The sequence below is a fragment of the Paracoccus aestuariivivens genome (assembly GCF_009711225.1).
In the GTDB taxonomy this organism is placed as follows: Bacteria; Pseudomonadota; Alphaproteobacteria; order Rhodobacterales; family Rhodobacteraceae; genus Paracoccus; species Paracoccus aestuariivivens.
Window position 1 is genome coordinate 953,036 of record NZ_WMIE01000001.1, and the last position, 25,666, is coordinate 978,701.

21 protein-coding genes are annotated in these 25,666 nt (G+C 60.2%); 9 read left to right on the forward strand and 12 right to left on the reverse strand.

Annotated features, from left to right (window positions below; translation table 11 throughout):
• Positions 1–6 precede the first annotated feature (6 nt).
• Positions 7–1,113 (forward strand): porin family protein, encoded by a 1,107-nt coding sequence (locus tag GL286_RS04665; RefSeq protein ID WP_155094341.1) that lies wholly within the window; start codon positions 7–9, stop codon positions 1,111–1,113.
• A 151-nt stretch (positions 1,114–1,264) separates the two neighbouring features.
• Here GL286_RS04665 and GL286_RS04670 read toward each other — a convergent pair whose 3' ends face one another.
• Positions 1,265–2,170 carry a DUF2950 domain-containing protein gene (locus GL286_RS04670; protein WP_155094342.1) on the reverse strand — a complete coding sequence of 302 codons (906 nt, stop codon included), beginning with the start codon at positions 2,168–2,170 and terminating at the stop codon, positions 1,265–1,267.
• Positions 2,167–3,756: a DUF3300 domain-containing protein gene (locus GL286_RS04675; RefSeq protein ID WP_155094343.1), complete on the reverse strand. Its 1,590-nt coding sequence runs from the start codon at positions 3,754–3,756 to the stop codon at positions 2,167–2,169. The genes GL286_RS04670 and GL286_RS04675 overlap by 4 nt, the downstream gene beginning before the upstream one ends.
• Positions 3,757–4,040: 284 nt before the next feature.
• Between GL286_RS04675 and GL286_RS04680 the strand changes: the two genes are divergently transcribed.
• Complete coding sequence (locus tag GL286_RS04680; protein WP_155094344.1) at positions 4,041–4,382, forward strand: hypothetical protein; 342 nt, start codon at positions 4,041–4,043, stop codon at positions 4,380–4,382.
• A gap of 11 nt (positions 4,383–4,393) precedes the next feature.
• Here the strand turns inward: GL286_RS04680 and fabI are convergent, their stop codons facing one another.
• Genes fabI through GL286_RS04710 form a run of 6 tightly spaced genes read right to left on the reverse strand, consistent with a single transcriptional unit; the run spans position 4,394 to position 10,950 of the window.
• Positions 4,394–5,179: an enoyl-ACP reductase FabI gene (gene fabI / locus GL286_RS04685; RefSeq protein ID WP_155094345.1), complete on the reverse strand. Its 786-nt coding sequence runs from the start codon at positions 5,177–5,179 to the stop codon at positions 4,394–4,396.
• Positions 5,176–6,372 carry an acetate/propionate family kinase gene (locus tag GL286_RS04690; protein WP_155094346.1) on the reverse strand — a complete coding sequence of 399 codons (1,197 nt, stop codon included), beginning with the start codon at positions 6,370–6,372 and terminating at the stop codon, positions 5,176–5,178. The genes fabI and GL286_RS04690 overlap by 4 nt, the downstream gene beginning before the upstream one ends.
• On the reverse strand, positions 6,369–7,325 hold the full coding sequence (locus GL286_RS04695; RefSeq protein WP_170295035.1) for a phosphate acetyltransferase: 957 nt from the start codon (positions 7,323–7,325) through the stop codon (positions 6,369–6,371). Before GL286_RS04695 ends, GL286_RS04690 begins: the two co-directional genes overlap by 4 nt.
• 21 nt (positions 7,326–7,346) lie before the next feature.
• Positions 7,347–8,003 (reverse strand): 3-oxoacid CoA-transferase subunit B, encoded by a 657-nt coding sequence (locus GL286_RS04700; RefSeq protein WP_155094347.1) that lies wholly within the window; start codon positions 8,001–8,003, stop codon positions 7,347–7,349.
• Positions 7,997–8,653: a CoA transferase subunit A gene (locus tag GL286_RS04705; RefSeq protein WP_155094348.1), complete on the reverse strand. Its 657-nt coding sequence runs from the start codon at positions 8,651–8,653 to the stop codon at positions 7,997–7,999. Before GL286_RS04705 ends, GL286_RS04700 begins: the two co-directional genes overlap by 7 nt.
• Entirely contained in the window at positions 8,650–10,950 is a 2,301-nt protein-coding gene (locus GL286_RS04710; RefSeq protein WP_155094349.1) for a DUF3141 domain-containing protein, read from the reverse strand. The genes GL286_RS04705 and GL286_RS04710 overlap by 4 nt, the downstream gene beginning before the upstream one ends.
• A gap of 246 nt (positions 10,951–11,196) precedes the next feature.
• On the opposite strand from GL286_RS04710, the gene GL286_RS04715 reads away from it, so the two are divergent.
• The gene (locus GL286_RS04715; RefSeq protein ID WP_155094350.1) at positions 11,197–11,658 is read left to right on the forward strand and encodes a histidine kinase; all 462 of its coding nucleotides are present in this window, start codon (positions 11,197–11,199) and stop codon (positions 11,656–11,658) included.
• Between the two features lie 2 nt (positions 11,659–11,660).
• Here the strand turns inward: GL286_RS04715 and GL286_RS04720 are convergent, their stop codons facing one another.
• Positions 11,661–12,878, reverse strand: a complete 1,218-nt coding sequence (locus GL286_RS04720) for an MFS transporter (RefSeq protein ID WP_155094351.1) — start codon at positions 12,876–12,878, stop codon at positions 11,661–11,663.
• Between the two features lie 285 nt (positions 12,879–13,163).
• Positions 13,164–13,730 carry an elongation factor P gene (efp, locus tag GL286_RS04725; protein ID WP_155094352.1) on the reverse strand — a complete coding sequence of 189 codons (567 nt, stop codon included), beginning with the start codon at positions 13,728–13,730 and terminating at the stop codon, positions 13,164–13,166.
• A 136-nt stretch (positions 13,731–13,866) separates the two neighbouring features.
• On the opposite strand from efp, the gene epmA reads away from it, so the two are divergent.
• Entirely contained in the window at positions 13,867–14,913 is a 1,047-nt protein-coding gene (epmA, locus tag GL286_RS04730) for an EF-P lysine aminoacylase EpmA (RefSeq protein WP_155094353.1), read from the forward strand.
• A gap of 9 nt (positions 14,914–14,922) precedes the next feature.
• Here the strand turns inward: epmA and GL286_RS04735 are convergent, their stop codons facing one another.
• Positions 14,923–16,038, reverse strand: coding sequence for a glycosyltransferase family 87 protein (locus tag GL286_RS04735; protein ID WP_170295036.1), 1,116 nt, complete (start codon positions 16,036–16,038; stop codon positions 14,923–14,925).
• Between the two features lie 380 nt (positions 16,039–16,418).
• Between GL286_RS04735 and GL286_RS04740 the strand changes: the two genes are divergently transcribed.
• From GL286_RS04740 to GL286_RS04750, 3 genes are all read left to right on the forward strand, one after another.
• Entirely contained in the window at positions 16,419–18,047 is a 1,629-nt protein-coding gene (locus GL286_RS04740) for a Na/Pi cotransporter family protein (protein ID WP_155094355.1), read from the forward strand.
• Positions 18,048–18,198: 151 nt separating this feature from the next.
• Positions 18,199–19,161, forward strand: coding sequence for a SphA family protein (locus GL286_RS04745; protein WP_170295037.1), 963 nt, complete (start codon positions 18,199–18,201; stop codon positions 19,159–19,161).
• 314 nt (positions 19,162–19,475) lie between these two features.
• On the forward strand, positions 19,476–20,705 hold the full coding sequence (locus tag GL286_RS04750; RefSeq protein WP_155094357.1) for a Hint domain-containing protein: 1,230 nt from the start codon (positions 19,476–19,478) through the stop codon (positions 20,703–20,705).
• A 70-nt stretch (positions 20,706–20,775) separates the two neighbouring features.
• Here GL286_RS04750 and mprF read toward each other — a convergent pair whose 3' ends face one another.
• Positions 20,776–23,412 (reverse strand): bifunctional lysylphosphatidylglycerol flippase/synthetase MprF, encoded by a 2,637-nt coding sequence (gene mprF / locus GL286_RS04755; protein WP_155094358.1) that lies wholly within the window; start codon positions 23,410–23,412, stop codon positions 20,776–20,778.
• Positions 23,413–23,618: 206 nt separating this feature from the next.
• Here mprF and GL286_RS04760 point away from each other — a divergent pair, with 206 nt between their 5' ends.
• Positions 23,619–24,812, forward strand: coding sequence for an HPP family protein (locus GL286_RS04760; RefSeq protein WP_246184821.1), 1,194 nt, complete (start codon positions 23,619–23,621; stop codon positions 24,810–24,812).
• A gap of 84 nt (positions 24,813–24,896) precedes the next feature.
• Positions 24,897–25,664 (forward strand): SDR family NAD(P)-dependent oxidoreductase, encoded by a 768-nt coding sequence (locus GL286_RS04765; protein ID WP_155094359.1) that lies wholly within the window; start codon positions 24,897–24,899, stop codon positions 25,662–25,664.
• Positions 25,665–25,666 lie beyond the last annotated feature (2 nt).

Sequence of the window (25,666 nt, forward strand, 5' to 3'; positions counted from 1 at the left end):
AGCAACATGAAGACAAGTCTGTTCATCATCGCGCCCGGCCTCTGCCTTGCTGCGATCCCTGCATGGTCCGAGGACCTGACCTTCACCCATCCCTCGGGGGCGACCGCCACATTCTATGGTCAGGTCAACCTGACCTATCAGCGGGTCGATGACGGCGAAGAGTCCTTTGATGATTTCGTCGATAACGGAAACTCGGTCAGCCGTCTGGGTTTCTGGGTCGATGTGCCGATGGGCGAGAACCAGTTGAGGCTGAACTTCGAGACGGGGTTGGGCTTCAAGACGACCTCGGATACCAACCAGATCGACGATCCCGATTGGGTCGATTGGCAAAGGACGGATCTGCGGAAATTCGAAGCCGTCTATATCGCCGGATTTGGTTCGTTCTGGTTCGGTCAGGGCAGCATGGCGACCGATGGCGTGGCCGAGATCGACAATTCCGGCACCAGTCTTGCCGGTTACGTCAACTTGCCCGACATGGCCGGTGGCTACGAATTCCGCGATGGTGAACTGCTGTCGGGCATTGCGATTGGTGATGTCTTCAAGGATTTCGACGGCGGGCGACGCTTCCGCCTGCGCTACGACACGCCGAAGTTCAACGGGTTCATGTTCTCGGCGGCTTATGGCGAAGAGATATTGGCCGAGGATGACGACGCCAATTACTACGACGTCGCGCTGCGCTACGGTTATGAAAACGACACCTTCAAGGCCGATGCGGGTTTGGGCTACGCATGGAAGGATGCGGATGACGATGGCGATACCGAACAGCTGATCGCCTCGACCTCGGTTGTGCACCGCCCGACCGGACTGAACGCGACCCTCGCCATGGGGGATGGTCAGGATGACAGCGGTAATTATGGCTACTTCAAGTTCGGCTGGACCGGTGACGTGATCGACCAAGGCAGCACGGCTGTTTCGATCGACTACTTCGAAGGTAATGACTACGTGATCTCGGGCTCGGATTCGAAGTCCTGGGGCATTCAGGCGGTACAAGGCTTCGATGATTATAATGTCGAAGCCTATCTGGGTTATCGCGAATACGAATTCGACGACGATACCGGTGCCGATTATCAGGACATCAGCGCCTTGCTTTTGGGCGCGAGGTGGAAGTTCTGAATTTTCCTGTCAAGCAATCAGACGCCGCCACCCGTTCGGGGGCGGCGTTCTGAGTGCGGTATTCAGGCTGTGCTGCGAGGACAAGGTAATCGCTGGCGCTTGAACCAATGACAGCGGTTTCAAATGGCCGATCAGGTGGTTCGCGATGTCCCTATTCGACCACTTTCCATTCTTCGGTCGGATTGAATAATTCTATCGCAGCCGCCTTTTCCAGCGTGTCTTCGCCAAGATCCGCCTGATAGACGATCCCCGCCTCGCCCACCATGAAGCTCATGATGCCGGAATCGCCATAGGCGGCGGGATAGGCGACGACCGCATGGCCAGCAACCATGTTGCCGTTGACCATATAGCTATAGGCTCCACCGGGCGCGGCGGCATCCTGCCCCTGCAAGATGCGGAAATAGTAGCCCTCGTAGGGTTCGGGTTCGCGGTCCTGACCGTCGCTGCTAAAGCCAGTGAAATTGGCGCGGGCGAGGTTTTCGTCAAAGGGACTGGGCGGGGTATCGGGGTCGTCCATCCAGAACAGCCCGTCATGTTGACCCGGAGATGACAGGATCGACGCCGCAAACTCCATCACGCCGTCGCCGTCATAATCGGTCTGGCGGTAGCGCGCTTGTACCTCGGTGGCGCGGCGCAGCAGGGCGATCACCTCAAGCTCGTTGCGCCCGATGCGACGGGCCAGAACCTCGTCACGGGCGCTGTCGGCGTCGAAGCTCCAACCGGCATCGCTTTTGACCAGATCGGCAGGAAATGGCCACATCTCGCGTCCGGCCAAAAGCGTCATCCGCCCTTCATCCGCAGGTTCCAGCCGATGGATGACATGCATATCGTCCAGCAGCTTGCCCCAAAGCTCGCGGTCTTCCGCTGCATCGCCGGTCGAGATGACATCCTCGTTCTCGGGACCGAATATAGCCAGAACCGTGGCCTTATCCTTGAACTCTAGTGCCGTGACAAGGGCTTCGACGGCGGCATCGGGCGTCTGGAACATCTGCGGGGCAGCCGTGGCGAACGGGACCGACGCCAACATCAAAACCACGCTGGAAACAAGCGTTTTCATCTTCTTCCTCCTCGACCGCCGCCGCGGCCTCCGCGAGAACCCATGCTGCTGCGGCCCCGATGACTGGCCGCCGAGGGGCGTGGACCCGAGGACCGTTGGAATGCGCTGTTCGAGCGGCTGGGCGCATGGGCCTGTGGCCGCTTATGGGTTGCCGGACGTGAGACATTGGCCCGTGGCGCTGCGCGTTGCCCCGAGGGGCGCGCTCCTGCATTTGGCCGGTTGGCAGCGGGTTTGGCCTGCCGCGTGGGCTGTTTGCGTGCGGCTGATTGGCCGACATTCTTCTTGGCGGTTTTCAGGTTCGCCGGTTTCGCCCCCGAGGATTTGCGTGCCTCGATCTTTTTCTTTGCGGCATCGCGACTTGCGGTATCGGCGATGGGCCGGCTGTTGGGACGATTTCCTGCCCGTTCGCCAATCGCTTGGCGCGCGTTGTCGCGATCAATCTGGGGACGGTTGCCCGCGCCGATGCTGACGCGCTCGCCGCCGCCGATCCGGTTGCCGTCGATATTCACCCTATCGCGGTCAATGTTGATGTCGCCCCGATCTATGTTGCGATCACCGCGGTTGATGGTGATATCGCCACGATCCCAGTCGATATCGTCATCGACATCCCAACCGTGCCAGTCGTCATCGTCGAAGATTTCGTCAAGGACAACGGCGCTGCCCAGCAAAACGCCGCCCGTCAGCAGGATATCATCCCAATCCGTGCCGTCGTCGTATCCGTAATTGTAACCGTAGTGATAATTCGGCGTGCTCGATACCGGCATCGGGGTCGAATAGACCACATTGCTGTCATAGGTCGGAACGTAGACGACACCCGGATCAGCCGGAGCGATCTGGATCTTGTCATTGACCGTCTCGACCTTCTGGACCGGACTGTCGGCCAGATAGCCCATCTTTTCGGCCTTGCCGCGCAACCGCTGGATCGAGGCCAGCACGTCATCAGTCTGGCCGACGACCGCTTCGCCTGCCTGTTCGGTCCAGTCCATATTGTCGCTCATGCGGGTAACGACAGCGGGAAATCCAGCCGCCAGTTCGCGCACGCTATCATCCCATGGTTCGGCCGAGGCCAGCTTCGCGCGTTCCTTGTCGGAGGCGTCCGCGTTGTCCTCGACAAAATTTCCGGCTTTGGCGACATCCAAGGGAAATGTCGTAGCCACAAGGGTCGGGGTCAGCAGCGTGTCTGGAAACAGTGCCACCGGTCCGAAAAGAGTGTCGAGTTCGTCCGCCGACAACGTCCCTTCGGCCGAGATGGCGGCCTGCATCGCGGGCGAGGGCGTGGCGCCTTGTGATCCAGTGGCACAGGGAATGTTCAGGGTCATGCCGACCGCAAGATTTTCTGGCCTGCCCCCCAATGCATCGCGGTTCGCATCCAGAATCAAACCATATTGGTTCGGATCGCCGTAAGCGCGGGCGGCAAGCCTGCTTAGGGTCTCGCCACTTGAAACAACGTGGGGACTGCCGCAGGGCAGGGTATCTTGGGCAAGACTTGGCATCGCTGTCGCTGAAAGCAAAAGCACCGCCCAAAGGCTGCGGCCCGGACGATAGCGTCCAAACAGGCCCCATCCCCTCAACTCGGTTAGAGACATTCCCCCCTCCCTGAAGCGAATGCGCAAAAGCCAAGAGCGCACGTCAAATTCTACGCCCGACAATGCCAGTTGAGAAGACGGGAGATCGCGCCCGCCACTATTTTTCTGCGCTACAACAAATTGCTAGTCCGCGCTTCGAAAGCACCAAAATCCGATAAGTGAACGGCCCGATCTGCGGTAGTCTTTGCGGCGCGACCAGATCTGTTCTGGCGGCGAATCGTCCCCCATGCCGCATGATCTTTTGACCACGAGAAACCGTCAGCCTGTCATCGAAGGAGAAGAAATTGTTCCTCATGATTCACGGCACGCGCGTTGCCGCTTTGATTTCTGCCCTGACCTGCACGACGGGTTATCTCCTGAGTGCGCAGCAGGTTCAGGCCGGTCCGACTTTCCTTGATTTCCCTGTGGTGATTTTCTGCGAATACGAGCAGATCACAAGCGCCTATTATTTCTCGCAACTCGAGGCCGATGGTAAGGCGATCTATATGACGCCGGATCGTCAGGTGGGTGTGATCAGACTTTCCGGCGTGGCCGAACATCTTGACGGCGACCGCGCCGGAACCTGTCGCGACAAGACGCTCGAAGAATTGCGTGCTGCCGGACAGGCTTTCGATATCAAGCGCTGAACTGACGCCGGTCAATCGACGATGTGGTAGCCGCCGTCGATATAGATGGTTTGGCCGGTGATCAGCCGCGCCGCGTCATGGGCAAGAAACGCTACCGCCGCGCCGACATCGTCGATCCCGACAAGCTCGCGGGCAGGGGCTTTGCGTTCGGCCTTGACCAACAATTCGTCGAATTCCGGAATGCCCGAAGCGGCGCGGGTGGCCAACGGGCCGGGCGAGATCGCGTGGACGCGAATGCCCTTGGGACCAAGCTCGGCTGCCATATAGCGCACGGCGGATTCCAGCGCGGCCTTGGCGACACCCATGATGTTGTAGTTCTCGACCACCATTTCCGCGCCGTAATAGGTCATGGTGAACATCGCCCCGCCCTTTTTCATCAGGGGCTCGGCCAGATGCGCCATGCGCATGAAGGACCAGCACGACACCTCCATCGTTTTCAGGAACCCGTCGAGCGGTGCGTCTGTGACACGCCCTGCCAGCGTGTCGCGCGGGGCGAAGGCGATTGAGTGGATCAGGTAATCCAATTCACCCCATTTCGCGGTGATTTCTTCAAAAACCGCTTCGACCTGATCGGGAACCAGCATGTCCAGCGGCAGAAAGATCGGAGCCTCGATTTCCTGCGCCAAAGGTTCGACGAAGCGTTTCGCCTTGTCGTTCAGATAGGTCACGGCGACCTCGGCCCCCAAGGCGTGAAAGGCGCGGGCGCAACCCCATGCGATCGATTGGTCATTGGCGATACCAACGATCAGGCCCTTCTTGCCTGCAAGAAGCTTAGCCTGGGCAAGTGGCAGCGTCATGTCGTGACTCCGGGTTTGGGGCCGATCAGGGCAAGTGTATGGCGTGCGATCATCAGTTCCTCGTCGGTAGGGATGACATGGATCGCGATCCGGCTTTCAGGGGTCGAGATCACCGCCTCGCCCGCCTCGTTTGCCTTTACGTCCAGTTCGGCCCCCAGCCAGCCAAGGGTCGAGACGATACGGGCGCGGATCTGGGCCGAGTTTTCGCCGATACCCGCCGTGAAGACGAATGCGTCCAACCCGCCAAGCGCCGCTGCCAACATCCCCGCGTTCAATCCGCAGCGATAGACGAAATGGTCGATGGCAAAGGCGGCCTCGGGGGCGTCACTGGCCAGAATTTCCCGCATGTCGCTGGAAATCCCCGAAAGCCCCTTCAAGCCCGACCCGCGATAGAACAGGTCGGTGACTTCATCCGCGCTCATGCCCCGCTGCGAGATCAGGTACAGCACCACGCCCGGATCGACCTGCCCCGGTCGCGTTCCCATCGGCAAGCCGTCCAACGCGGTGAAGCCCATCGTGCTTTCCACGCTGCGTCCCGCGTTCATCGCGCACATCGAGGCCCCGCTGCCCAGATGGGCGACGATCACCCGCCCTTGCGCCTGCTCGGGCGCGATATCGCGCAGGCGTTCGGCAATATATTCGTAGGACAGCCCGTGGAAACCATAGCGGCGCACCCCTTCGTCGTAATAGGCACGCGGGATAGCGTATTGATCGGCCACCAAGGGATGGCCACGATGAAACGCGGTGTCGAAACAGGCCACCTGTGGTACGTCGCGTCTGATCTGCATCGCCAGCCGGATCGGAGCGAGGTTGTTGGGCTGGTGCAGCGGCGCAAGGTCCTGATATTCCTCAAGACGATCAAGAATATCGTCGGTGATCAGCACAGGCGCGGCGAAATCCGGCCCGCCATGCACGACACGATGACCCGTCGCCAGCAATTCCAGCCCTTCGAGTTCGCGCAGCCAGTCCCGTGTCACGGCAATGGCGGCAGGCAGGTCGAGGATTTCCTTGGCGGAATAGGCGCGGTCGATGATGCTGGCACCATCGCTGGCAAAGGCGCGCAGATGCGGGCGCACGCCGATCCCGTCCATCTGGCCGCGGATCTGCCGGACCAGCTCTGCAGCTTCAATCGAGAAGACCTGAAATTTCAGGCTCGAGGAACCAGCATTGACGACAAGGATTGCGCCGGTCATTCGGCTGCAACCTTTGGGCTGGCTGTCCGGCGGGCCTCGGCATCCAGCGCGGCGACCGCACAGGACGCCAGCCGCGTCCGCACCGAATCCGCCCTAGATGTCAGCACAATCGGAACCCGCGCACCCAGCACCACCCCCGCGGCATCGGCATGGGACAGGAAGCTGAGATTCTTGGCCAGCATGTTTCCGGCCTCAAGATCCGGAACGACCAGCACCTGCGCCCGACCCGCAACCGGCCCGCCTATGCCCTTGATCCGCGCGGCCTCGGGGTCGATGGCATTGTCGAAGGCCAGCGGCCCTTCCAGCAATCCGCCGGTGATCTGGCCGCGCTCGGCCATCTTGCACAGGGCGGCGGCCTCGATGGTCGAGGGGATCTTGCCGGTCACCGTTTCGACAGCCGACAGGATCGCGACGCGCGGTTCCGCGATCCCCAGTGAATGCAGCAAGTCTATCGCGTTCTGGACGATGTCGCGCTTGGTTTCGAGGTCGGGAAAGATGTTGATCGCGGCATCGGTGATGAAAAGCGTGTCCTCATGACCGGGAACGTCCATCACAAAGACGTGGCTGATGCGGCGGTCCGTGCGCAGGCCGGTGGCCGAGGCGGTGATCTCGCGCATGAACTCGTCGGTATGCAGGCTGCCTTTCATCAGGACTTCGCCCTTGCCCTCGCGGATCAGGGCCACGGCCTTGGCGGCTGCGGCGTGGCTATGGGGGGCATCTACGATCTGGATTCCGGTCAGGTCGATGCCGTGATCTGTGGCAACCGCGCGGATTTTCCCCTCGGGTCCGACCAGAAGCGGAGTGATCAGCCCCTCGTGTCCGGCATCGACAGGACCACGCAGCGAGGATTCGTCACAGGGATGGGCGACGACAGTCACCACATCGCGGGTCTCGCGCGCCCGCGCGATCAACAGGTCGTATTTCGAGGGCGTCTTCGCATCAGGCGTGCTCACGAAACTCTCCTCAGTTTTTGGTCAATCCAGTTGCATCTCGGGGATGTCATCCTTGACGATCAGGCGGGCTGCGGTCGCGGCAAGGATCTGTTCGACGCTGACCTCAGGTCCGCGCTCCAGCAGTTCAAGTCCGGCGTCGGTCGGACGGATTACTGCCAATTCGGTGACGATCAGATCGACGCGGCGCTCGGCTGTCAGCGGAAGGGTGCATTCGGGCAGGATCTTCGGTTCGCCCTTGGCGGTATGCAGCATCGCCACGACGACGCTGCGCGCCCCCGCGACCAGATCCATCGCGCCGCCCATGCCGGGAACCATCTTGCCCGGAACCATCCAATTCGCCAGATGCCCCTTTTCATCGACCTGCAACCCGCCCAGCACGGTCATGTCCAGATGACCGCCGCGGATCAGGCCAAAGCTCATCGCGCTGTCGATCGAGGCTGCGCCCGGTACGGCGGTGACAAAGCCGCCGCCAGCATCGGTCAGGCTGGGCTCGGCCATGCCCTCGGGGGGGCGGGCTCCAAGGCCGATGACGCCGTTTTCGGCCTGAAAGAACACGCCGATTTCTTCGGGGACATGGTTCGCGACAAAACTTGGAAGGCCGATGCCCAGATTGACCAGTGTACCCGGCCGGATCTCGCGGGCGACGCGGCGGGCGATGATTTCCTTGGCATCTAGCATGGACCGGTCCCCAGCAGATGATCGACCAGCACACCCGGAGTCTTGACCGCATCGGGAGGGATCATGCCGACGGGGACGATGTGCTCGGCCTCGGCGATGACGGTGGTCGCGGCAAGTGCCATGATCGGGTTGAAATTGTGCGCGGTCAGCAGATAGCCAAGATTGCCCGCGTAATCGGCGTGATGGCAGGCCAGCAGCGCGAAATCCCCGTGGATCGGGCGTTCCAGCAGGAAACGTTTGCCATCGACCTCCACGATCTGCTTGCCATCCTCGACTGGGGTGCCAAGGCCCGTCGCCGTCAATACGCCACCCAAGCCATAGCCTGCGGCACGGATGCGCTCGACCAAGGTGCCCTGCGGGACCAGTTCTATCTCCATGTCTCCGGCGATCATCTTTTTCTGCGCCAAAGGGTTCAGTCCGATATGCGAGACGATGGCCCGACTGACCTGACCCGAGGCGACCAGTTTGCCGACGCCTTTTTCGGGGGTGCAAAGATCGTTGCAGATCACGGTCAGCCCCCGCGTTCCCCGCAAGCGGATCGCCTCGATCAACCGGTGCGGAGAGCCTGTGCCCATGAATCCGCCCACCAGCAGAACTGCATTCTCGGGGATCATTTCGGCGGCGGCCTCGGGCCGGAGCGCTGCCTTCATGCCGGGGTCTCCGGCTTGGGCTTGCTGCGCGGCGCGCGTCTGGTCCTTGGCTTGGTCGTTGCTGGTTTGGCATCCGGTTGGCGGACGGCAGGTTTCGCGGGTGGTAGGGGGGAATCCGCCACGCCGAACAGTTCTTCCAGATGGCGCAAGCGGACGGCGACCTCACCATCCGGTTCGGCCGCTGCCGACAGGACGGTGTTCAGCATGTCGATGCCTGCCCGACGCTCTGCCTCGTCTTCCGGCAGAAGTTTCGGCAAGGCGGTCATCGCGGCATCCTCGTCGATCAGCAGCATGAAGAACTGGTCGCGCAGCATCTTGCGGAAATCGTCGAAGTTTTGTTTGCCCAGATCGGGGTTCGCGCGGCAGAAGCGGCGCACTGCCTCGAAGCTGCGCTCGTCGACGCCGCCGCGAGGTGCTCCGGCGTAGAACAGCGACCGTGCAAGGGCTTCGCGCATTCCGCCGCGCGCCATCATGCCCCGCAATTCAGCGATGCGCAGCTTGACGTTATGATCATGCATCGGACTTTTCGCGGCCTTGCGCTTGGGGCGGTCGCTTTGGTCCACGCCGAGCGCCGATTGCAGCAACTCGCGGCCATAGAAGTTCAGAAATGTCTCTTCGGCCCAGCGTTCATTGGTTTGGCGCAGCGTCTCGAAGCCCGCGATGATCTGGTTCGATACCTGTTCCTGCAGCGCAAGAAAAGGGTTCGCAGCCGAAACGGGTTGGCGTTTCGTGCGCGCGCGCTCGGCCATGGCCTTGGTCCAGCCGGTCAACGGGTTCCATGTGCCCAGCATCTCGTATTGCAGTCGCAACGGATGAAAATGCTGCATGATCGCGGGCATGCCGGTCGGCACCATCGCCCGCACGAAGGGTTGGGCAAAGGTGCGATACATCGCGAGGTTCAGTTCCGACAGCCGCGCGGCGGCGTCAAAGCGACGTTCGTCCTGCGCATCGTTGCCGCCAAGGGCGCGGATATCGTCCAGCGTGCGCGCTTCGCAGCGCATCACCCATTCGCCGGTGACGAGTTCAGGGTTCAGAACCGCGTCGCCCTTGGGTTCCAGCACCGCCTCGTAAAGGCCGGGCGGCAACAGGTCGAGCATGTCGATATTCGAGGCGAACTGCTGATGCTCTTTGCGGGCCACTCCGGTCGAAACGAAAATCCCCAGATGGCCGGTCGTCTCGTGGACCGTATAGACAATGGTCTGACCGAAGGCGCGGATTTCGTCGACGCTGTCATATAGGTCAAGCACCCAGTCCAAGGCCTGTTGCGGCGGGGTGATATTGTCCCCTTTCGAGCAGAACACGACGATCGGGGCGCGGATATTGCGCAGGTCGATCGCTGCGCCGTCGCTGGTCCGGATTTCCCCCGAGGACAGGCGGTTTCCCACGAAAAGCTCATCGACGATGAACTGCATTTCCTCGGCATTCAGAAGGACGTGGCCGCCCCACCATTTTTCGAAGCCCAGATAACGCGCGGCCTCGGTGTCGATCTTGGACCACAGGTTATATTGCTTGGTCCAATAGGTGTTGGCGGGATTCTGGTTTTCGAAATTCTGCACCAGCCACGCGCCGTCGAAGACTCCGCCGGCCAGATCGCTGGTCAGCGCCGTCAGCCAGCTTCCGCCCAGCAATCCGCCGGAATAGCGCATCGGATATTGGCCATGTACGCCCGCCCAATAGGACAGCGGCGTTCCGGCAAGGATGATCGGCCCGAATAGATCGGGGTAAAGCGCCGCGACCATCATCACCGACCAGCCCGCCTGACAATTGCCGATGACGCATGGCTTGCCCTCGGCCTCGGGGTGACGGGCGATCACGGTACGCAGAAATTCTGCCTCGGCATGGACGATGTCTTCGATTGTCTGGCCGGGCATCGGAGCGGGCAGGAAGCCAATGAAATAACAGGGATGACCGGCCTTCATCGCAACCCCGACTTCGCTGTCGGATTTGAATCCACCGATGCCGGGGCCATGGCCCGCGCGCGGGTCGATGACGACAAAGGGTCGTTTGCGCGGATCGGGCTGGATGCCGGATTCGGGCAAGATGCGCCCCAACAGGTAGTTCACCGGCCGTTCGAGGGTGCGACCGTCAAGGATCAGTTCTGCCTTGTAATCCAGAACATGGGGAATTTCTTGCGAGATATGCTCACGATATTGTTCGGCGCGTTCGCGCATCACGTCCATATACAGGACCGAACGCTGCCATGCGTCGATCATGTAAGCTGTTGCGGCAGACGGGATGGCCCATGCGGGTTCGGCTCCGGATGCGGGCGCATTTGTGGTTTCAGGTTGAGGTGTCATGTCGTTCTCCATGACCGAGGCAGGGATCTGGACGACCAAAGGCAGGTCGGTTTTCGCCGGTGACGTGACTTTCCCCGAATCTTAGCCGCACTGCAGCATGTCACTCCAGACCGGCGGCGTTATTTACTGTAAAATACCTGCCGAACCGAGTCGGACTGCTGCCAACTGCGGCATATTCCCGAGGATTCGCCTGCCCGAAGGCTACCAGCATTTCCAGACAAATCCAGCGCAAGGAGCATCAGGAACATGACCCCGTCAGAATCGAACCCCGCCGTGCCCAGTGCCGACGAATTGCGCCTTGTTCATTTGCAAAAACAGATGGAGGAGATGGATCGCCGCGAGAAACTGCGCGAGGCCGAACGTCAGGAACGTAGCCGTGCCGCCGAAGAATTCCTCAAGGGCGAGGTCAGCGACAAGGAACGCGAGTTGATCCGCCGTCTTGTCATGAATGCGGTCGAAAAGGGCGAGTTCGAAGCGATGGTCTACAGCTTTCCCTCGAAGCTATGCACCGATCAGGGGCGAGCCATCAACAATGCCGATCCGGACTGGCCCGAGACATTACAGGGCAAGGCGCGTGTATTTTACGAGCGGTTCAAGGAAAACCTCCAGCCCAAAGGCTACAAACTGAAGGCCATGATCATCAATTTTCCGGACGGGATGCCGGGTGATGTGGGGTTCTTTCTGGATTGGGCCCCGAAAGCGGTGTGAGTTCAGGACGGTATCGGGCTGGACCGGTATCTTCGCGCCGCACAAAAGACCAACGCGATGGTTGATAGGCCAGCGCCGACAATGAACGGGGCTCCGGAACCGGCGCTGTGCCAGAGCCATCCGGCCAAGGTGTTTCCGATCAACACGACGACACCGGTCACAAGGTTGAAGACGCCGAATGCGCTGCCTTTCAGATGATCCGGCGTTGCAGACGCGATCATCGCGCCAAGCAATCCTTGCGAAAATCCCATATGCAGCCCCCAGAGCACCGTGCCAAGGACGAAGCCCGATGTCGTTGCCGCGAATGCGAGTGTGGGATGTGCCGCGGTCAGGAAGGCAAGGCTGAAAAGAAGCAGGCCAGCGGTTCCGATCCTGTCCGAGAGCATGCCAACGGGAAAGGCCGTCAATCCGTAGGCGACATGCAGGATGATCAGTGATAACGGAACCCAAGTGGGTGTGAAGCCCGCCTCCAGCGCCTTGAGCAGAAGAAAAGCCTCGCTGAAACGCGCAAGCATGATGACCGAGGCCAGCCCGATGACCGCCCAGACAGCACGATTGAGCCTGAACGCATCGGCAAGGCGAAAGTCGCTGGGCTTCATCATGCGGATTCCGGCAGGCTCGCGTACGAAAAACACAAGCACGATCATGCAAAGCGCGGCAGGAATAGCGGCAAGCCAGAAGACCGAAAGAACATCGCCAGCCAGCAGGATCATCGCCCCGACCGCAACCAACGGACCGATAAACCCTCCGACCGTATCAAGCGATTTGCGTAGACCGAAGCTGGCGCCTCGGATCTCGGGCGGGCTCACGGCGGCCACGATGGCATCGCGAGGGGTTCCCCTGATGCCCTTGCCGACACGGTCCATCGCCTTCGCCAGCACGATCTGGTCAAGGGTTGCGGCCAAGGGGAAGATCAGACGCGACAATGCCCCCAGACCGTATCCCAGCACCGCGAGTGGTTTCGCCCGCCTGCTGAGGTCGGTGAACACGCCGGACAGGAATTTTGCGGCGGTCGCGATGGCGACCGACAGGCCCTCGATAAAGCCGATGGCCAGCGCCGATACCCCCAATCCGCCCGCAAGATACAGCGGAAGCAGCGCGTTTATCATCTCGGACGAGATATCCATCAGCATACTGACGATCCCCAGCATCCAGACTGTTGCAGGAATGGAGGGACGTTTCAGTTTGTGATCGTGCTGTGAGGAAGGCGTTGAAGCCATGGCTGCCCCGATAGGATTTCCCAACCTGCAGACCACATTCCCGCGTGCCGGATCAATGGCCTAGAAGGCCCGTTCTCGCAATTCCGGCGATGATGTTGTCGGGTGCGGTCGGACCGGCCATTCGCAAGGGGTCCGGCATAGTCGCACCAACGGCGCGATCGATTGCAAGCTGATGGCGGACCGCAAAACAACTGCGGTCCGTCGATGTCTATGGAGGGTCGGTCCGTTTCCAGGGTTCGACAAGCCAGAAACCTGACGCTGCATATCGGAATCCCGTTGCTGAATTCAGGCCTTGGCGCGCTCGACGTAGGTCAGATCAGCGGTGTTGATGATGACCTTGGTGCCAACGCCGATATGCGGCGGAACCATGATGCGAACGCCGTTATGGGCAATCGCGGGCTTGTAGCTGGACGATGCGGTCTGGCCTTTGACGACCGGTTCGGTCTCGGTGACTTCGACGACGACCTTCTGCGGCAGTTCGATCGCGATGGCGACGCCGTTATGGACTTGCAGGAAGACGCGGATACCATCTTCCAGGAAGACGCTGTCATCGCCGACGACATCAGGAGAGACGACAACCTGATCGTAGCTTTCCGGCTCCATGAAGTGGAAGCCTTCGCCATCCTCGTACAGGAAGTCATATTCGCGTTCGTCGACATGGGCGCGCTCGACCTGCTCGGTGGTTTTCCAACGCTCCGAGACTTTGTTGCCGTCCGAAATGCGGCGCAGATCGACCTGCGTCGTCGGCGTGCCCTTGCCGGGGTGGAAGTTTGTGGCCGTCAGAACGACGTAGAGACGTCCTTCGATTTCGACGACATTGCCTTTGCGAAGGCTTGAAGCGATGACTTTCAAGGCTGGTTCCTTGCGTGCTTTTCAAATACTGGGGAGCCGGTTATGCGATGCCGGCAAACATGGTGGTCCCCTTAGCGGTTTCTGCGGCATAATGCCAGCCGCAAGCATGATTTCACCGCTTGGAAGGAGTTCTGCCATGAAAACGCCACAAGGCAGCCCGTGGTGGAACCCGGAACGACATGCCGAGCGGCGGGCGCTGCTGTTGGCCCGCAACAGGACACAGGCGGCTATTCGTGACTGGCTGACCCAGCGGGACTTCATCGAGATCGATCCTGCGGCCCTTGCTGTCAGCCCCGGAAACGAGGCGCATTTGCACGGCTTCGCGACGGATATGATCGGCAATGATGGCGTTTCGCGGCCGATGTACCTGCATACCAGCCCCGAATTCGCGATGAAGAAGCTGCTTGCGGCGGGCGAGGAACGCATATTCGCATTCAGCCACGTCTGGCGGAATCGCGAGCGGACCCACCTTCACAGTCCGGAGTTTACCATGCTCGAATGGTATCGGAGTGGCGAGGACTATCGCAGTCTGTTTGACGATTGCGCCAATTATCTACGACTGGCCGCCCAATCGGCAGGGGCGGATATCCTGCGCTTCAGGGACCGGACCTGCGATCCCTACGACGATCCCGACGTAATGAGCGTCGCCGAAGCATTTCGCGAATATGCGGGGATCGACCTGCTGGCGACCTGTGACGGGGCCGAGACCGATGCACCCGCTCTGCGAGATCAGGCTCAGGCGCGGGGTATCCGACTAGGCGGCGACGACGGCTGGTCGGATATGCTGTCGCGCATCCTTGTCGAAAAAGTCGAGCCGCATCTGGGGCATGGACGTCCGCTGATCCTTGACCGTTATCCTTCCGCCGAAGCCGCTCTTGCCCGTCGTACCAAGGATGACGACCGCGAGGCGGAGCGGTTCGAGCTATATGCCTGTGGCGTTGAACTGGCGAACGGCTTTGGTGAATTGACCGACCCGATCGAGCAGCGACGGCGTTTCCAGTTGGAAATGGAAGAGAAGCGTCGCGTCTATGGCGAGACCTATCCGCTGGACGAGGATTTTCTGGCGGCCTTGGCCTTTATGCCAGCCGCCTCGGGCTGCGCGCTAGGTTTTGACAGGCTGGTGATGCTGGCAACCGGAGCCCCCAGAATAGACGAGGTGATCTGGACTCCGATTGCCGACTGACGCTGCCGATCAAGCCGAGGCTGAGAGCCCCCGCCGCCAGCCCGGCTCACGGCAGAGCGTCAGGTACACGCCCATAAGCAGCATGAGCGCAAGTTCTCGCGATCTGGCAAACTGGCCGACGCCCAACGCCTCCCAGATGCGCTGGGGAAAGAACAGGACGCAGGCAAGAAATAGCACCAGTCCCATCAGCGCGGGTCTACCGCGGCTGGCCCGTATCAAGGGATAGGCCAGGACCGTGGCGGGCGCGATATCGTAATCATGGGCGTAAACGAACAGGAAGGTCAGACCCAGTATTGTCGCAACCAACCAGATATTCTCGTAAGCCTTTCGCTGCCAATAAAGCAGGATGACACCCAGAACGCCCAGCGGGGCGAGGGACGGAATATCCACGCCGAGCTGTGCCAAGGCGCTGCGGACTCCGAACAGATGCTTGAATCCTGCGACATTGAACGCGGTATCCTGATATTCCCGAAGGCCGACCAACCAGGCGATCCAAGACCCCTGAATGCCGGTAGAAACCATCGGCCAGGCCGAAATCAGCAGCGTCACGACCGTCGCGGATGCTAGCAACGCCCAACGCCTGTCCAGCAGAAACCAAAGCGCGACAAGGATCGCCAATTGCGGCTTGAAACCGGCAAGTGCCAGCAGAACTCCGGCAAGAACGTCCCGCCTTTGATCCGCCAGAAACCAGCTGCACAGCAGAAATGCGCCCGAGATCAGCGTCGTCTGCCCCATCCATGACACATGCGCGGCAAACGGATTGCCGACTATGACCGCCGCAGCCAGCAGCACGTTTTGCAGCCGATAGCTACTGTCGCTTTCCGAATCTGTTGCCTGAGCGCCAAGGTAGACAAAACTGACCATCAGGATAAGCGAAAGGATGTTCAGCGTCCCGATCAACAGTCTGGCCTCTGAGACATCGCCCAGCGACAGGGACATGCTAAGATAGGACGAATTTGGCGGATAAGCGTAATTGCCGTCCGAGGTTCCGATTATCCCGTGCATCGTCGCCTTGAAGACATCCGCAGAATACGGAGAGATCGCCTTTTCCCACATGTCTCCGGCGACATACAGATAGGGCATGTCGAAGGCAAAATTTCCGCCGTCGCGCCCGATCCCCACCATTCCAAAGGCTATAAAGAAACAAGTGCCTAGAAAAAGCAGGGTAATTTCCAAAATCGGAAGGCCTGACTTCCGCTCACTGGTAAACCAACTCATCGCGCGCTCCAAAGACACGAAGGCAAGCGCCGCCCTCCAGTAGAATGAGGGCCGGATTTTTCGCTTCGTCAACTGTCTGTTCAGACTGCTTTGCTACAGATGCAGTAAGAGCAGGCATAAACTGTGTTCCTGCCACAACGATTGTCAGCAGCATTATCTGGGTAATGCTGGTTTGATTTTACCTGTGACGGGAATGGGTGGTCTGATGAATTAAACCGGACATAGCTTGCGATTCCGGAAGTGCAGATGCGATCCCTCGTCTTGGAGCTGTGGGCAGAAAGGGCGACATGAACTCGATGGTGGTCCTTTTCCAGATTGCGGGCGCAGTGGCCTTGCTACTGTTTGGAATCGGATTGGTCCGTGATGGCGCGACCGAGGCCTTTGGCGTCCGCATGCGTATGGCACTTGGCCTCGGGACCAGAACTGGTCCGCGTGCCTTCTTCTCGGGACTGGTCGCAACGCTTGGTCTGCAATCCTCGACTGCGACCGCATTGATGACGGCCAGTTTCGTCGATCGCGGCCTGATGAAAGAACGGATGGCGCAAGTCGTGCTGTTGGGCGCGAATGTCGGCACGGCGCTGACAGCCTTTATCGTTTCGGCTGGTCTTGAGGCCGCATCGCCGCTGCTCATATTCACGGGCTATTTGATGGCGCGGCGCAAATCCGCGATCTGGACAGGAACCGGTCGCGCATTGATCGGGCTTGGCCTGATGTTGGTCTCGTTGACGATGCTGCAGTTTGCCACGCAATTCCTGCGGGACTCGCCGGAACTGGCCGCATTTCTTCCGATGCTGGATACGGCATGGCCGGTGGCCTTGTTTTTCGCTGCGTCGATTGCGGTCATGTGCTCGTCTTCCTTGGCAGCGGTCCTGCTGATCATGTCGCTGAACCTGCCTGTTGGGCTGACAGTGGTCATGGTTCTTGGGGCTAATCTGGGAGGAGCGGTGCCCGCGGTTCTGGCCACCGGCAACCTTGATGCCGGCGCGAGACGCGTGACATTGGGTAATCTTGTCATTCGTGCAATAGGTTGCATGGCCGTCCTGCCTTTCGCCGGGAAGGTCGGAGAGAGCCTGCTGCAAATGCCGATTCCGCAGACCGGCCTTGCGGTCGAAACCCATCTTGTCTTTAACTGTATCCTCGCATTGGTGATCTGGCCGTTCACCGGACTGATTGCGCGGCTGGTCAACACGGCCATGCCCGATGAGGGAGAGCAGAAGGCTGTCGGCCCAAGCTGGCTTGACGAAAGCGCCCTGCAAACGCCGCTTCTGGCGCTGACCGGCGCCAGTCGTGAGGTAATGGCAATCGGCGATGCCGTGGACGAAATGCTGACGCAAACGCGCAAGGCCTTCCACGACAACGACACTGCACCCCTTGCTCAGGTAGATGAGCTTGAGCGGCGTGTGGACCGTCGTCAGCAAGAGGTGAAAACCTACCTGTCCCGGCTTGGCAGTTCCGCGACCGAAGATGAAAAACGCCAGTCGATCACCATCCTCGATTACGTTATCAATCTTGAACATGTCGGGGATATCATCGACCGCGGACTTGGTCCCGAAGTTCGCAAAAAGGTCGGGCTGGGTTTGCGCTTTTCGAATGAGGGTTATCAGGAAATAGATCGCATGTTCCTGATGACACAGGAAAACATGCGGCTTGCTCAAAGCGTCTTCCTGTCGCGTGACCGCGATATGGCACGCCGGTTGATGGAATTGAAGATCGAGATCCGCAAGCATGAACGACAATCGGCGCAACGCCATCTGATCCGCTTGCGTGAAGGGCACGAGGGCACGCGCGAAACGTCGTCACTGCATCTCGATATTCTGCGCGACCTCAAGCGCATCAACGCCCATGTCGTCTCGGTCGCCCATCCCATTCTGGACGAAGAGGGACTGCTTTTCGAAAGTCGTCTGCGTTCAAGATAAGCGGCGGTGATCACGACCGGATACCGATGCAAAGACGTGACAGTAGTTTCCTGCAAGTCGCTGCGGCAAATTGACAGATTGGAAGACCACTCAAATAGTTGGTTAACCCGACTCCGATATCCTTGAACTGACGGCATTGAAAAGGATGACCATGCGTAGGTTTAAGCGGAACTCCCTGAAATACGTCCTTTCGGGCATCGTATTAGCTGCGGCTGCCGGACAGGCGAATGCCGTGGAAAACGGTGCAGGCATGTATATCCTTGGCTCGCGGACGTCGATGGGCGGGGTGGTGGCCCCTCCGGGCACATATACGCAGCAAAGTTATTATCTTTATTCCGGCTCGAACGGGGGCGAGATCGTCAATAGCGGCAAGCTGCAATTCGGGATCGAGGGCAGGGCGGCGATCGGCCTGACCTCGGTGCTGTGGGTTCCGCCAAGCGAGCCCGTTCTGGGCGGCAGCCCCTATTTCAGTTTGACCCTGCCTTATGGCTACAAGAAAAGCGACATCGAGGGGACGCTGACCGCACCCGGCGGAACGGTTCTGAGCGGGTCCAAATCGGAAGACAGTTTCCTGTTCGGCGATCCGGTTTTCGGCGCGGGTCTGGGCTGGGGCAAGGGACCGTTCTTCGGTTCGTTGAACATGCTGATCAATGTTCCGATCGGCGATTATTCGACGTCGCGCAGTACGAACGTCGCATTCAATCACTGGGCATATGACTTTACCGGCGCGGTGACATGGATGGATGCGGATTCCGGTTGGCAAGCGAACTTCGCGACCGGCGTCACATTCAACGAGGAGAACGACGCGACCAATTACAAATCCGGTGATGAGCTTCACGTCGAAGCGTCGGTGGGTAAGGCAATCAATCCGAACCTGACGCTCAGCCTGCAGGGGTATTACTATAAGCAAATCTCCGGCGACAGCGGCAGCGGTGCCTTCCTTGGGGACTTCAAGGGCGAGGCGACCGCATTGGGTCCGGCCGTCGCGTGGAACAGCGATTGGAACGGCACACCTGTTGCGCTTGAAGCCCGTTGGTTCCACGAGTTCAATGTCAAGAACCGTCTCGAAGGTGACGCTGTCCTGTTCAACATGACGATCCCCCTCGGCGGCTGATTTTTTACCGATCTGAACTGAAGGCATCCCGTCCTGCGCACAGGGCGGGATGCTTTTATTTGAGCAAACGAAATGCTCCGTCCCTGTGATCGGTGGCTATTCGGATGCCCCGTCGCTTACGGCACGCAATCGTCAAAATCCCCAGCAAATCATGCAATTTTGGCGCGTTCTCGCACAAGTGGAACGTGCATATCTGACCTATCCAATTGTTTAGCTTGTCGAAATGGTGGCCAACGTCTTTGATGGCGGCGGGATAGTGACCCCGATTTCGAGTTGCGGCGCGTTTGTTGCCGCGTCTGTGCAGGATGTTAATGATGACTTATGTTACCGAAATTCCGGCGACCTCTGTATCTATTGGAACCGACGGAACCGCTTCATTCACCGGATCATTTGAGCTTTCCGATGTACTGAACAATTCGACTGAATGGACGCAGTACAAAATTGACGCTCAGGGTGCCACGAGCCTGTCGAGCGGCGACAATTTTACCCTTATCAGTTCGAACGACGAAGATTTCGGTTGCACCTATCTTGGGGGCGGCACGCTGAATTTCGAACCCGTCAACGGAGTTTTCGCCAACACGAACTACCAGATCCAGTTGGCACCGGTGAGCGGGTCGTTGGTCGAGGCCTACGGGCACTATTACTTCGTCACTGATGCGCCATTGAATGACGATAACATTGTGGGCTCGCTAAGCGTGACCCTGAACCAACCCGATGGGCAGGCCGCAGATCTTTCGGTGACGGCACCTTTGTCCGAACTTGCCGACGCGCTTGCCACCGAGGTCGACGAAATTCCCGGTAGCTGGGCCGATCAGGTGGCCGCTGATCTTCGCGGGTTGGACGATCAGATTGCCAGCCTTGGCTACGGTGCCACGGCGACAATCAGTCACGATCCTTCGGTCGAACGCCCCCTGACCGAGGCCGAGATCCTGTGCTTCGTTTCCGGCACGCTGATTTCAACGGATCGCGGACTTGTCGCCGTGCAGGATTTAATGCTGGGCGACATGGTCTGGACCAAGGACGATGGTTTCCAGCCCATCCGCTGGATTGGCTCGTCCAAGCTTTCCCCGACGGTTCTGGCCCAGAAACCGAATTTGCGCCCGATCCGCATTCGTGCCGGTGCGCTTGGCGCGGATCGTCCCAGTCAGGATCTGCTTGTCTCGCCCCAACACCGGATTCTGGTCCGTTCGAAAATTGCGGTCAGAATGTTCGGCGCGATGGAGGTCCTGATCCCGGCGAAGCAATTGCTTCAGGTTGATGGCATCGACTATGCCGACGACATCGAAGCCGTCGAATATTACCATTTCCTTTTTGACCGGCACCAGATCGTCATCTCGAACGGGGCCGAGACCGAAAGCCTGTATACCGGCCCGCAGGCGATGCGTACCCTGCCCAGTGCGGCACGGGCTGAAGTCATTGCATTGTTCCCCGAACTTGAGCAGGCCGACCACCAGCCGGAATCGATCAGGCTGCTGCCTTCGGGGCGGCAATCGCGCAAATTTGCGCAACGCCATGCCTCGAAACAACGCGCGCTGGTCTGTTAGTCTTCGTTCGTGATGGCCGCAGCATTCATCGTTGCGGCCATGGCGATTCGTCTACGGGCCCCAGCGCCGCCTAACCGGCATGGGGCTCGCGGATTGCACTGCCTGCGCCGGGTTGACGGGCGATCAGTCGGGCGGCGTCGGCCAGCGGCAATAGCGGCGGCATCGAGGTCGGGGTCGCCAGATAATGCGGCGTCCATTCCGGATCGAACTTATCCTTGAACGCCCGCAGCCCCTCGAATTTGTAGAAGCTGCCGCCGTGCCTGAAGATCAGCGAACCGAAGCGATCCCAAACCCTTCGCGAACGGTTCGGGTCCAGCCCTGCCAACGGAGCCATACCCAGCGAAAAGGCCGGATAAGCGCGTTCCTTCAACGCCAGCATCAACGCCGTGAACATGAACTCCATCGTTCCGCTTGGCGCGTCGATACGGTGCCGCATCAGATCAATCGAGGCGACTTCGTGTCGGTCGGTGGTCATGATATTGCCGAAAGCGATCACATCACCTTCTTGCCGCACCAGTGCCAGTGCCCAACGGTCCAGCCATTCCGGTTCGAAACGGCCGACCGAAAACCCTTTTTCCCGTGACTTCTTCGCGTCCAGCCATTCGTCCGAAATTTCGCGCAGTTGCGCCAGCAGCGTCGGGTCATGCGGCGGCAGCGCGATCTCCAGCGTCAAGCCGTCGCGTCCGGCGCGGGCATAGGTCGTGCGCAGACGTTTACGGTTGGCTCCTTCCAGAGAGAATGACCGCAGGTCCACGACGGCCTCTTCGCCCATCTTGTGCAGGGTCATGCCCAGATCCAGCATCAGTGGCACGTCATTGGGTCCGACCTCGTAAAAGATCGGTCGCGCGCCCGCGCGCCGTGCCGCATCGACGAAGCTGTAGGCAACTTCTTCGCAAGTCTCGTCGTCTCCTACAGGTGGGCCATACGAGATCCATGACGACCCCGCCACGCCAAACATCAGGAAGGCCTGTTCGTTGTCCGAAAACATCACCGCCTTGTCGCCGGTCAGGACAAAGCCGGCATCGGGATTTGTGCCCTGCATCGCGATGCGGCCGGCTATGTCCAGACTACGCTCATCCGGTATTTCGGGCCGGAAACGTGGCGTGCGCAGCAGCAGGAACAGTGCGCCCAATCCGACCATCAGGCCCGCCAGCAGGGCCGAGCGCAGGGCGCGGGGGGCACGCTCGTCCGTTGCGAATTGCCACCATAATTCGTTCGAATAAGGCGTTTCCTTATGGGCAAAGAACAACACGAAACCGAAGCCCGCGACGGCAGCAACCATCAATGCGATCCAGCCCGGGGTCAAAGCCGAATGGGTCAGCAGCGAGCGGCGGTGGAATGCCCGACGGAATGGCATCAGGATCACGACGCCAAGGATCAGGGCGGCAGCTTGCCCCGGTTCGACCCCTTCGAGGATGGCAAAACCAGCGCCGACCAGCATGGCGGTCACGGTCAGCCAGAACGCACCAAGACTGCGCCGCACGACGCCAAGCGACAATACGATCAGACCCGCGCCCAAGGCGCTGGTCAGCAGGATAGACCCCTCGATAAACGCGAGCGGGAAGATCGACTCGGCAAGTTCGGCGGCCTCGGTCATCGGTGGAAGCAGTGCCGAGACGCTCATCCATAGACCCGAGCCAAAGACCATCACCGCCAATAGCAGAGGCGCAAGTGGAGATACTGCACGCAGTGCGGGCTCGATCGAGATCAGCGACCGGCCAAGTGCCGTGCGTGGCGAGCGGCTGCCCAGCAGCTTCCAGCCCTCGTAAATCGCCAACAGGACAAGGGCGATGGCGAAGGGAACGAAGTAATAGATCAGGCGGAACAGCAGAAGCGCCGCGGCAACATTGTCAATCGGCACGCCCTTGGGCATCGCGGCAATGATGACGCTTTCGAAGACGCCCACGCCACCTGGAACATGGCTCAGAACTCCGGCCATGGTCGCTGCGGCAAAAACCGCGAGGAAGGTCGGAAAGCCGATGCCGGCATCCGGCAGCAGGATATAAAGCGTCAGGCCGGAAAAGATGATGTCGCCCAGACAGATCATAAGCTGGGTGCCCAAGACGCCTGCGGTCGGGGCATAAAGGCTGAAACGTCCGATCCGCAATTCGCGCCGCGTAATCCCCGCCCATAACAGCGGCCCGACCACGACGCAGATTGCGGCGATGGCCAGCAGCCGGATGGTCATTTCCGGCAGGGGAAGCAATGGCCCCAATGCTCCGGGATGCAGGGCCAGCGCACTGAAACCGATCAGAGAGGCCCCAATACCGAATGACGCCGCCGTAAAGGTCGAGATCGCAGCGATGTCATAGCCGTCAAGGCCCAATCCCGAATAGACCCGCCAGCGCACCGCCCCACCAGAAATGGCTGACAGGCCGATGGTGTTGCCGAAAGCATATGCCATCAACCCGCCGGTCATCGCGACAGGAAGAGGCAGCGGCTTGCCGATATGGCGGACCGCCGACCAGTCGTAGCCAGCGAGAAACAGATAGCCCAGCAATGTCGTCAGCAGCGCCAGCGCCGTAACATGCCATGGCGTGGCCTGAATTTGCTCGGCGACCTGATGGATGTTGACGTCCTCGAGCAGCTTGTTCAGCGCATAAAGGCCACCGCCGAACAGCAAGATTGCCAGAGCATAGGGCAAAAACTGCCGCCAAAGGGCAGGTCGGTCGAGGTCGGCCTCGGATTGGATCGGCCCGGAGGGCATATGCGGAACGCTCACCTTTCAACAGTGTCTGATCGGCAGCGCAACCGCTGCTGTCCGATTTCTCGTTGCATAATCCAGCCGGACGCTGCGGGAAAGGTGTCGCATCATTTCTTCATTGCCTAAGTCTTAAGCATATCTTGCGTTTTGTTTAGCGATCAGGCACAGGCTGTGCCAATTCGACGCATGACCAAAGGTCGCAACTCGCAATGTCACTGAATACGAAACTGGCTTCGGGCCGGATGGGCAGGGTTATCCGCAGCCTTGGTCCGGCGATTGGACCGGGTGCTCCGGTCGAAGCCATGCGCGCCGGACTGGGCGCTTTGCTGGGTTTAGGGGTTGCCGGGTTATTCCTGATGTCGCCCTTGGTTGATCTTCGTTTGGGCCTGTATCTGATTGCGCCTTTCGGCGCGACCTCGGTGCTGGTCTTTGCGGTTCCGAACAGCCCCTTGGCGCAACCTTGGTCGGCGGTTGTCGGAAATACCAGCGCGGCGGTGATCGGTGTCCTGTGCTGCATGTTGGTCCCTGATCCCGCCTTGCGGATCGCGCTGGCGGTGGGGCTGGCGATTGTCGCCATGATCCCGTTGCGCGCGATCCATCCTCCGGCGGGTGCGGTTGCGATGACGGCGGCCCAGAACCCCGAGGCGATCGGTAAGCTGGGTTTCTGGTTCGCACTGGCTCCGGTTGCTGCCGGTACGCTGATCCTGATCGTGGTCGGTGTCGCTTATGCCCGGGCCACGGGCCGTAACTACCCGTTCCGTCAGTTTGACGACCCAAGCTCGCATGGGACCGCTGATCACGCCGCCCCCGAACGGCTGGGGCTGAGCAAGGACGAACTGGCCGGTATCCTGCAACGCACCCGCCAGTCCCAGAACGTCGGTGTCGAGGACCTCTCGCGTCTGATCGGTGCGGCAGAGCTGCAGGCGGCGAGCCATCAGGCGGGTCCGCTTACCGCCGGAATGGTCATGTCCCGCGATCTGGTGACGGTCGGACCCGAAACCCATCTGGATCAGGTCGCAGATCTGTTTCGCGATCACGGCTTTACCTCGATCCCTGTCGTCGAAGAGGGGGACAAGTTTCTGGGCATCATCTACCAGATCGATCTGATCCGCCGCGCGCGTGCGGATGCGTTCAGCTTTGATCAGGGGTTTGGGAAGTCGATGTCGGCCCTTGTGCGGCGCGACCGGAAATTTCCTGTCCTTGCGGGAGAGGTGATGCGTCGGAATGTCCCCAACGCCAAGATCGACAGTGGCGCATACGCTTTGTTGCCGTTGCTGGCCGGTGGTGGATGCGACGCGGTTCCGATCCTGCATCGTGGACGCATACGGGGCATTGTTACGCAGACCGATCTTCTGTCCGGCTTGGCGCGTCAGGCCGTGCGCCCTTTGGAAACGGCTGTCTGATCCGAAAAGCGGTGGGCGAATTTGATTGCCTGCTCTTTCCCTGCCGCTAATCTTTCCCTCCGAGGGCATGGTCAGGGAGGGATGATGCGCATCGAGGAACGGGTTTTTCTTGTCACGGGCGGTGGCTCGGGCTTGGGCGCGGCGGTTGCGAGGATGGCTGTCGCGGCAGGGGCCAAGGCCGTGTTGCTGGATATCAACCGCGAGGCCGGTCAGGCTATGGCCGATGAACTGGGCGCCTCGGCGTGTTTCGTCAAAGCCGATGTGACCAGTGCTGCCGACGGCGAATCCGCAATTCGTGCGGCGCTGGATGCCTTCGGTCGAATTGACGTCGCGGTCAGTTGCGCGGGGATCGCTCCGGGAGAAAAAATCGTCGGGCGGGACGGACCACATGCGCTGGACAGCTTTGCCCGCGCGATCCAGATCAACCTGATCGGCACGTTCAATATCATGCGGCTTGCGGCGGATGCGATGTCGCGCAACATGGCCGCGGAGAATGGCGAACGCGGCGTGATCATCAATACCGCCTCGGTCGCGGCGTTTGACGGGCAGATCGGGCAGGCGGCCTATGCCGCGTCCAAGGGCGGGGTAGCGGCCCTGACCCTGCCAGCGGCGCGGGAACTGGCGCGGCACGGTATCCGCGTCGTGACGATCGCCCCCGGAATTTTCGCGACTCCGATGATGGCCGGTCTGCCGCAGGAAGTGCAGGATAGTCTGGGCGGTACGGTGCCGTTCCCGCCGCGACTTGGGCACCCTTCCGAATATGCGGCGCTGGTGCGCCATATCGTCGAAAACCAGATGCTGAACGGCGAGGTCATCCGACTGGATGGAGCGCTGCGCATGGCTCCGAAATAAGG

Coding starts and splice junctions, on each gene's coding strand:
- GL286_RS04665 (WP_155094341.1), top strand. CDS start 7: ATGAAGACAAGTCTGTTCATCATCGCGCCCGGCCTCTGCCTTGCTGCG.
- GL286_RS04670 (WP_155094342.1), bottom strand. CDS start 2,170: ATGAAAACGCTTGTTTCCAGCGTGGTTTTGATGTTGGCGTCGGTCCCG.
- GL286_RS04675 (WP_155094343.1), bottom strand. CDS start 3,756: ATGTCTCTAACCGAGTTGAGGGGATGGGGCCTGTTTGGACGCTATCGT.
- fabI (WP_155094345.1), bottom strand. CDS start 5,179: ATGACGCTGCCACTTGCCCAGGCTAAGCTTCTTGCAGGCAAGAAGGGC.
- GL286_RS04690 (WP_155094346.1), bottom strand. CDS start 6,372: ATGACCGGCGCAATCCTTGTCGTCAATGCTGGTTCCTCGAGCCTGAAA.
- GL286_RS04700 (WP_155094347.1), bottom strand. CDS start 8,003: ATGCTAGATGCCAAGGAAATCATCGCCCGCCGCGTCGCCCGCGAGATC.
- GL286_RS04705 (WP_155094348.1), bottom strand. CDS start 8,653: ATGAAGGCAGCGCTCCGGCCCGAGGCCGCCGCCGAAATGATCCCCGAG.
- GL286_RS04710 (WP_155094349.1), bottom strand. CDS start 10,950: ATGACACCTCAACCTGAAACCACAAATGCGCCCGCATCCGGAGCCGAA.
- GL286_RS04715 (WP_155094350.1), top strand. CDS start 11,197: ATGACCCCGTCAGAATCGAACCCCGCCGTGCCCAGTGCCGACGAATTG.
- GL286_RS04720 (WP_155094351.1), bottom strand. CDS start 12,878: ATGGCTTCAACGCCTTCCTCACAGCACGATCACAAACTGAAACGTCCC.
- epmA (WP_155094353.1), top strand. CDS start 13,867: ATGAAAACGCCACAAGGCAGCCCGTGGTGGAACCCGGAACGACATGCC.
- GL286_RS04735 (WP_170295036.1), bottom strand. CDS start 16,038: ATGGTGGGGATCGGGCGCGACGGCGGAAATTTTGCCTTCGACATGCCC.
- GL286_RS04740 (WP_155094355.1), top strand. CDS start 16,419: ATGAACTCGATGGTGGTCCTTTTCCAGATTGCGGGCGCAGTGGCCTTG.
- GL286_RS04745 (WP_170295037.1), top strand. CDS start 18,199: ATGCGTAGGTTTAAGCGGAACTCCCTGAAATACGTCCTTTCGGGCATC.
- GL286_RS04750 (WP_155094357.1), top strand. CDS start 19,476: ATGACTTATGTTACCGAAATTCCGGCGACCTCTGTATCTATTGGAACC.
- mprF (WP_155094358.1), bottom strand. CDS start 23,412: ATGCCCTCCGGGCCGATCCAATCCGAGGCCGACCTCGACCGACCTGCC.
- GL286_RS04760 (WP_246184821.1), top strand. CDS start 23,619: ATGTCACTGAATACGAAACTGGCTTCGGGCCGGATGGGCAGGGTTATC.
- GL286_RS04765 (WP_155094359.1), top strand. CDS start 24,897: ATGCGCATCGAGGAACGGGTTTTTCTTGTCACGGGCGGTGGCTCGGGC.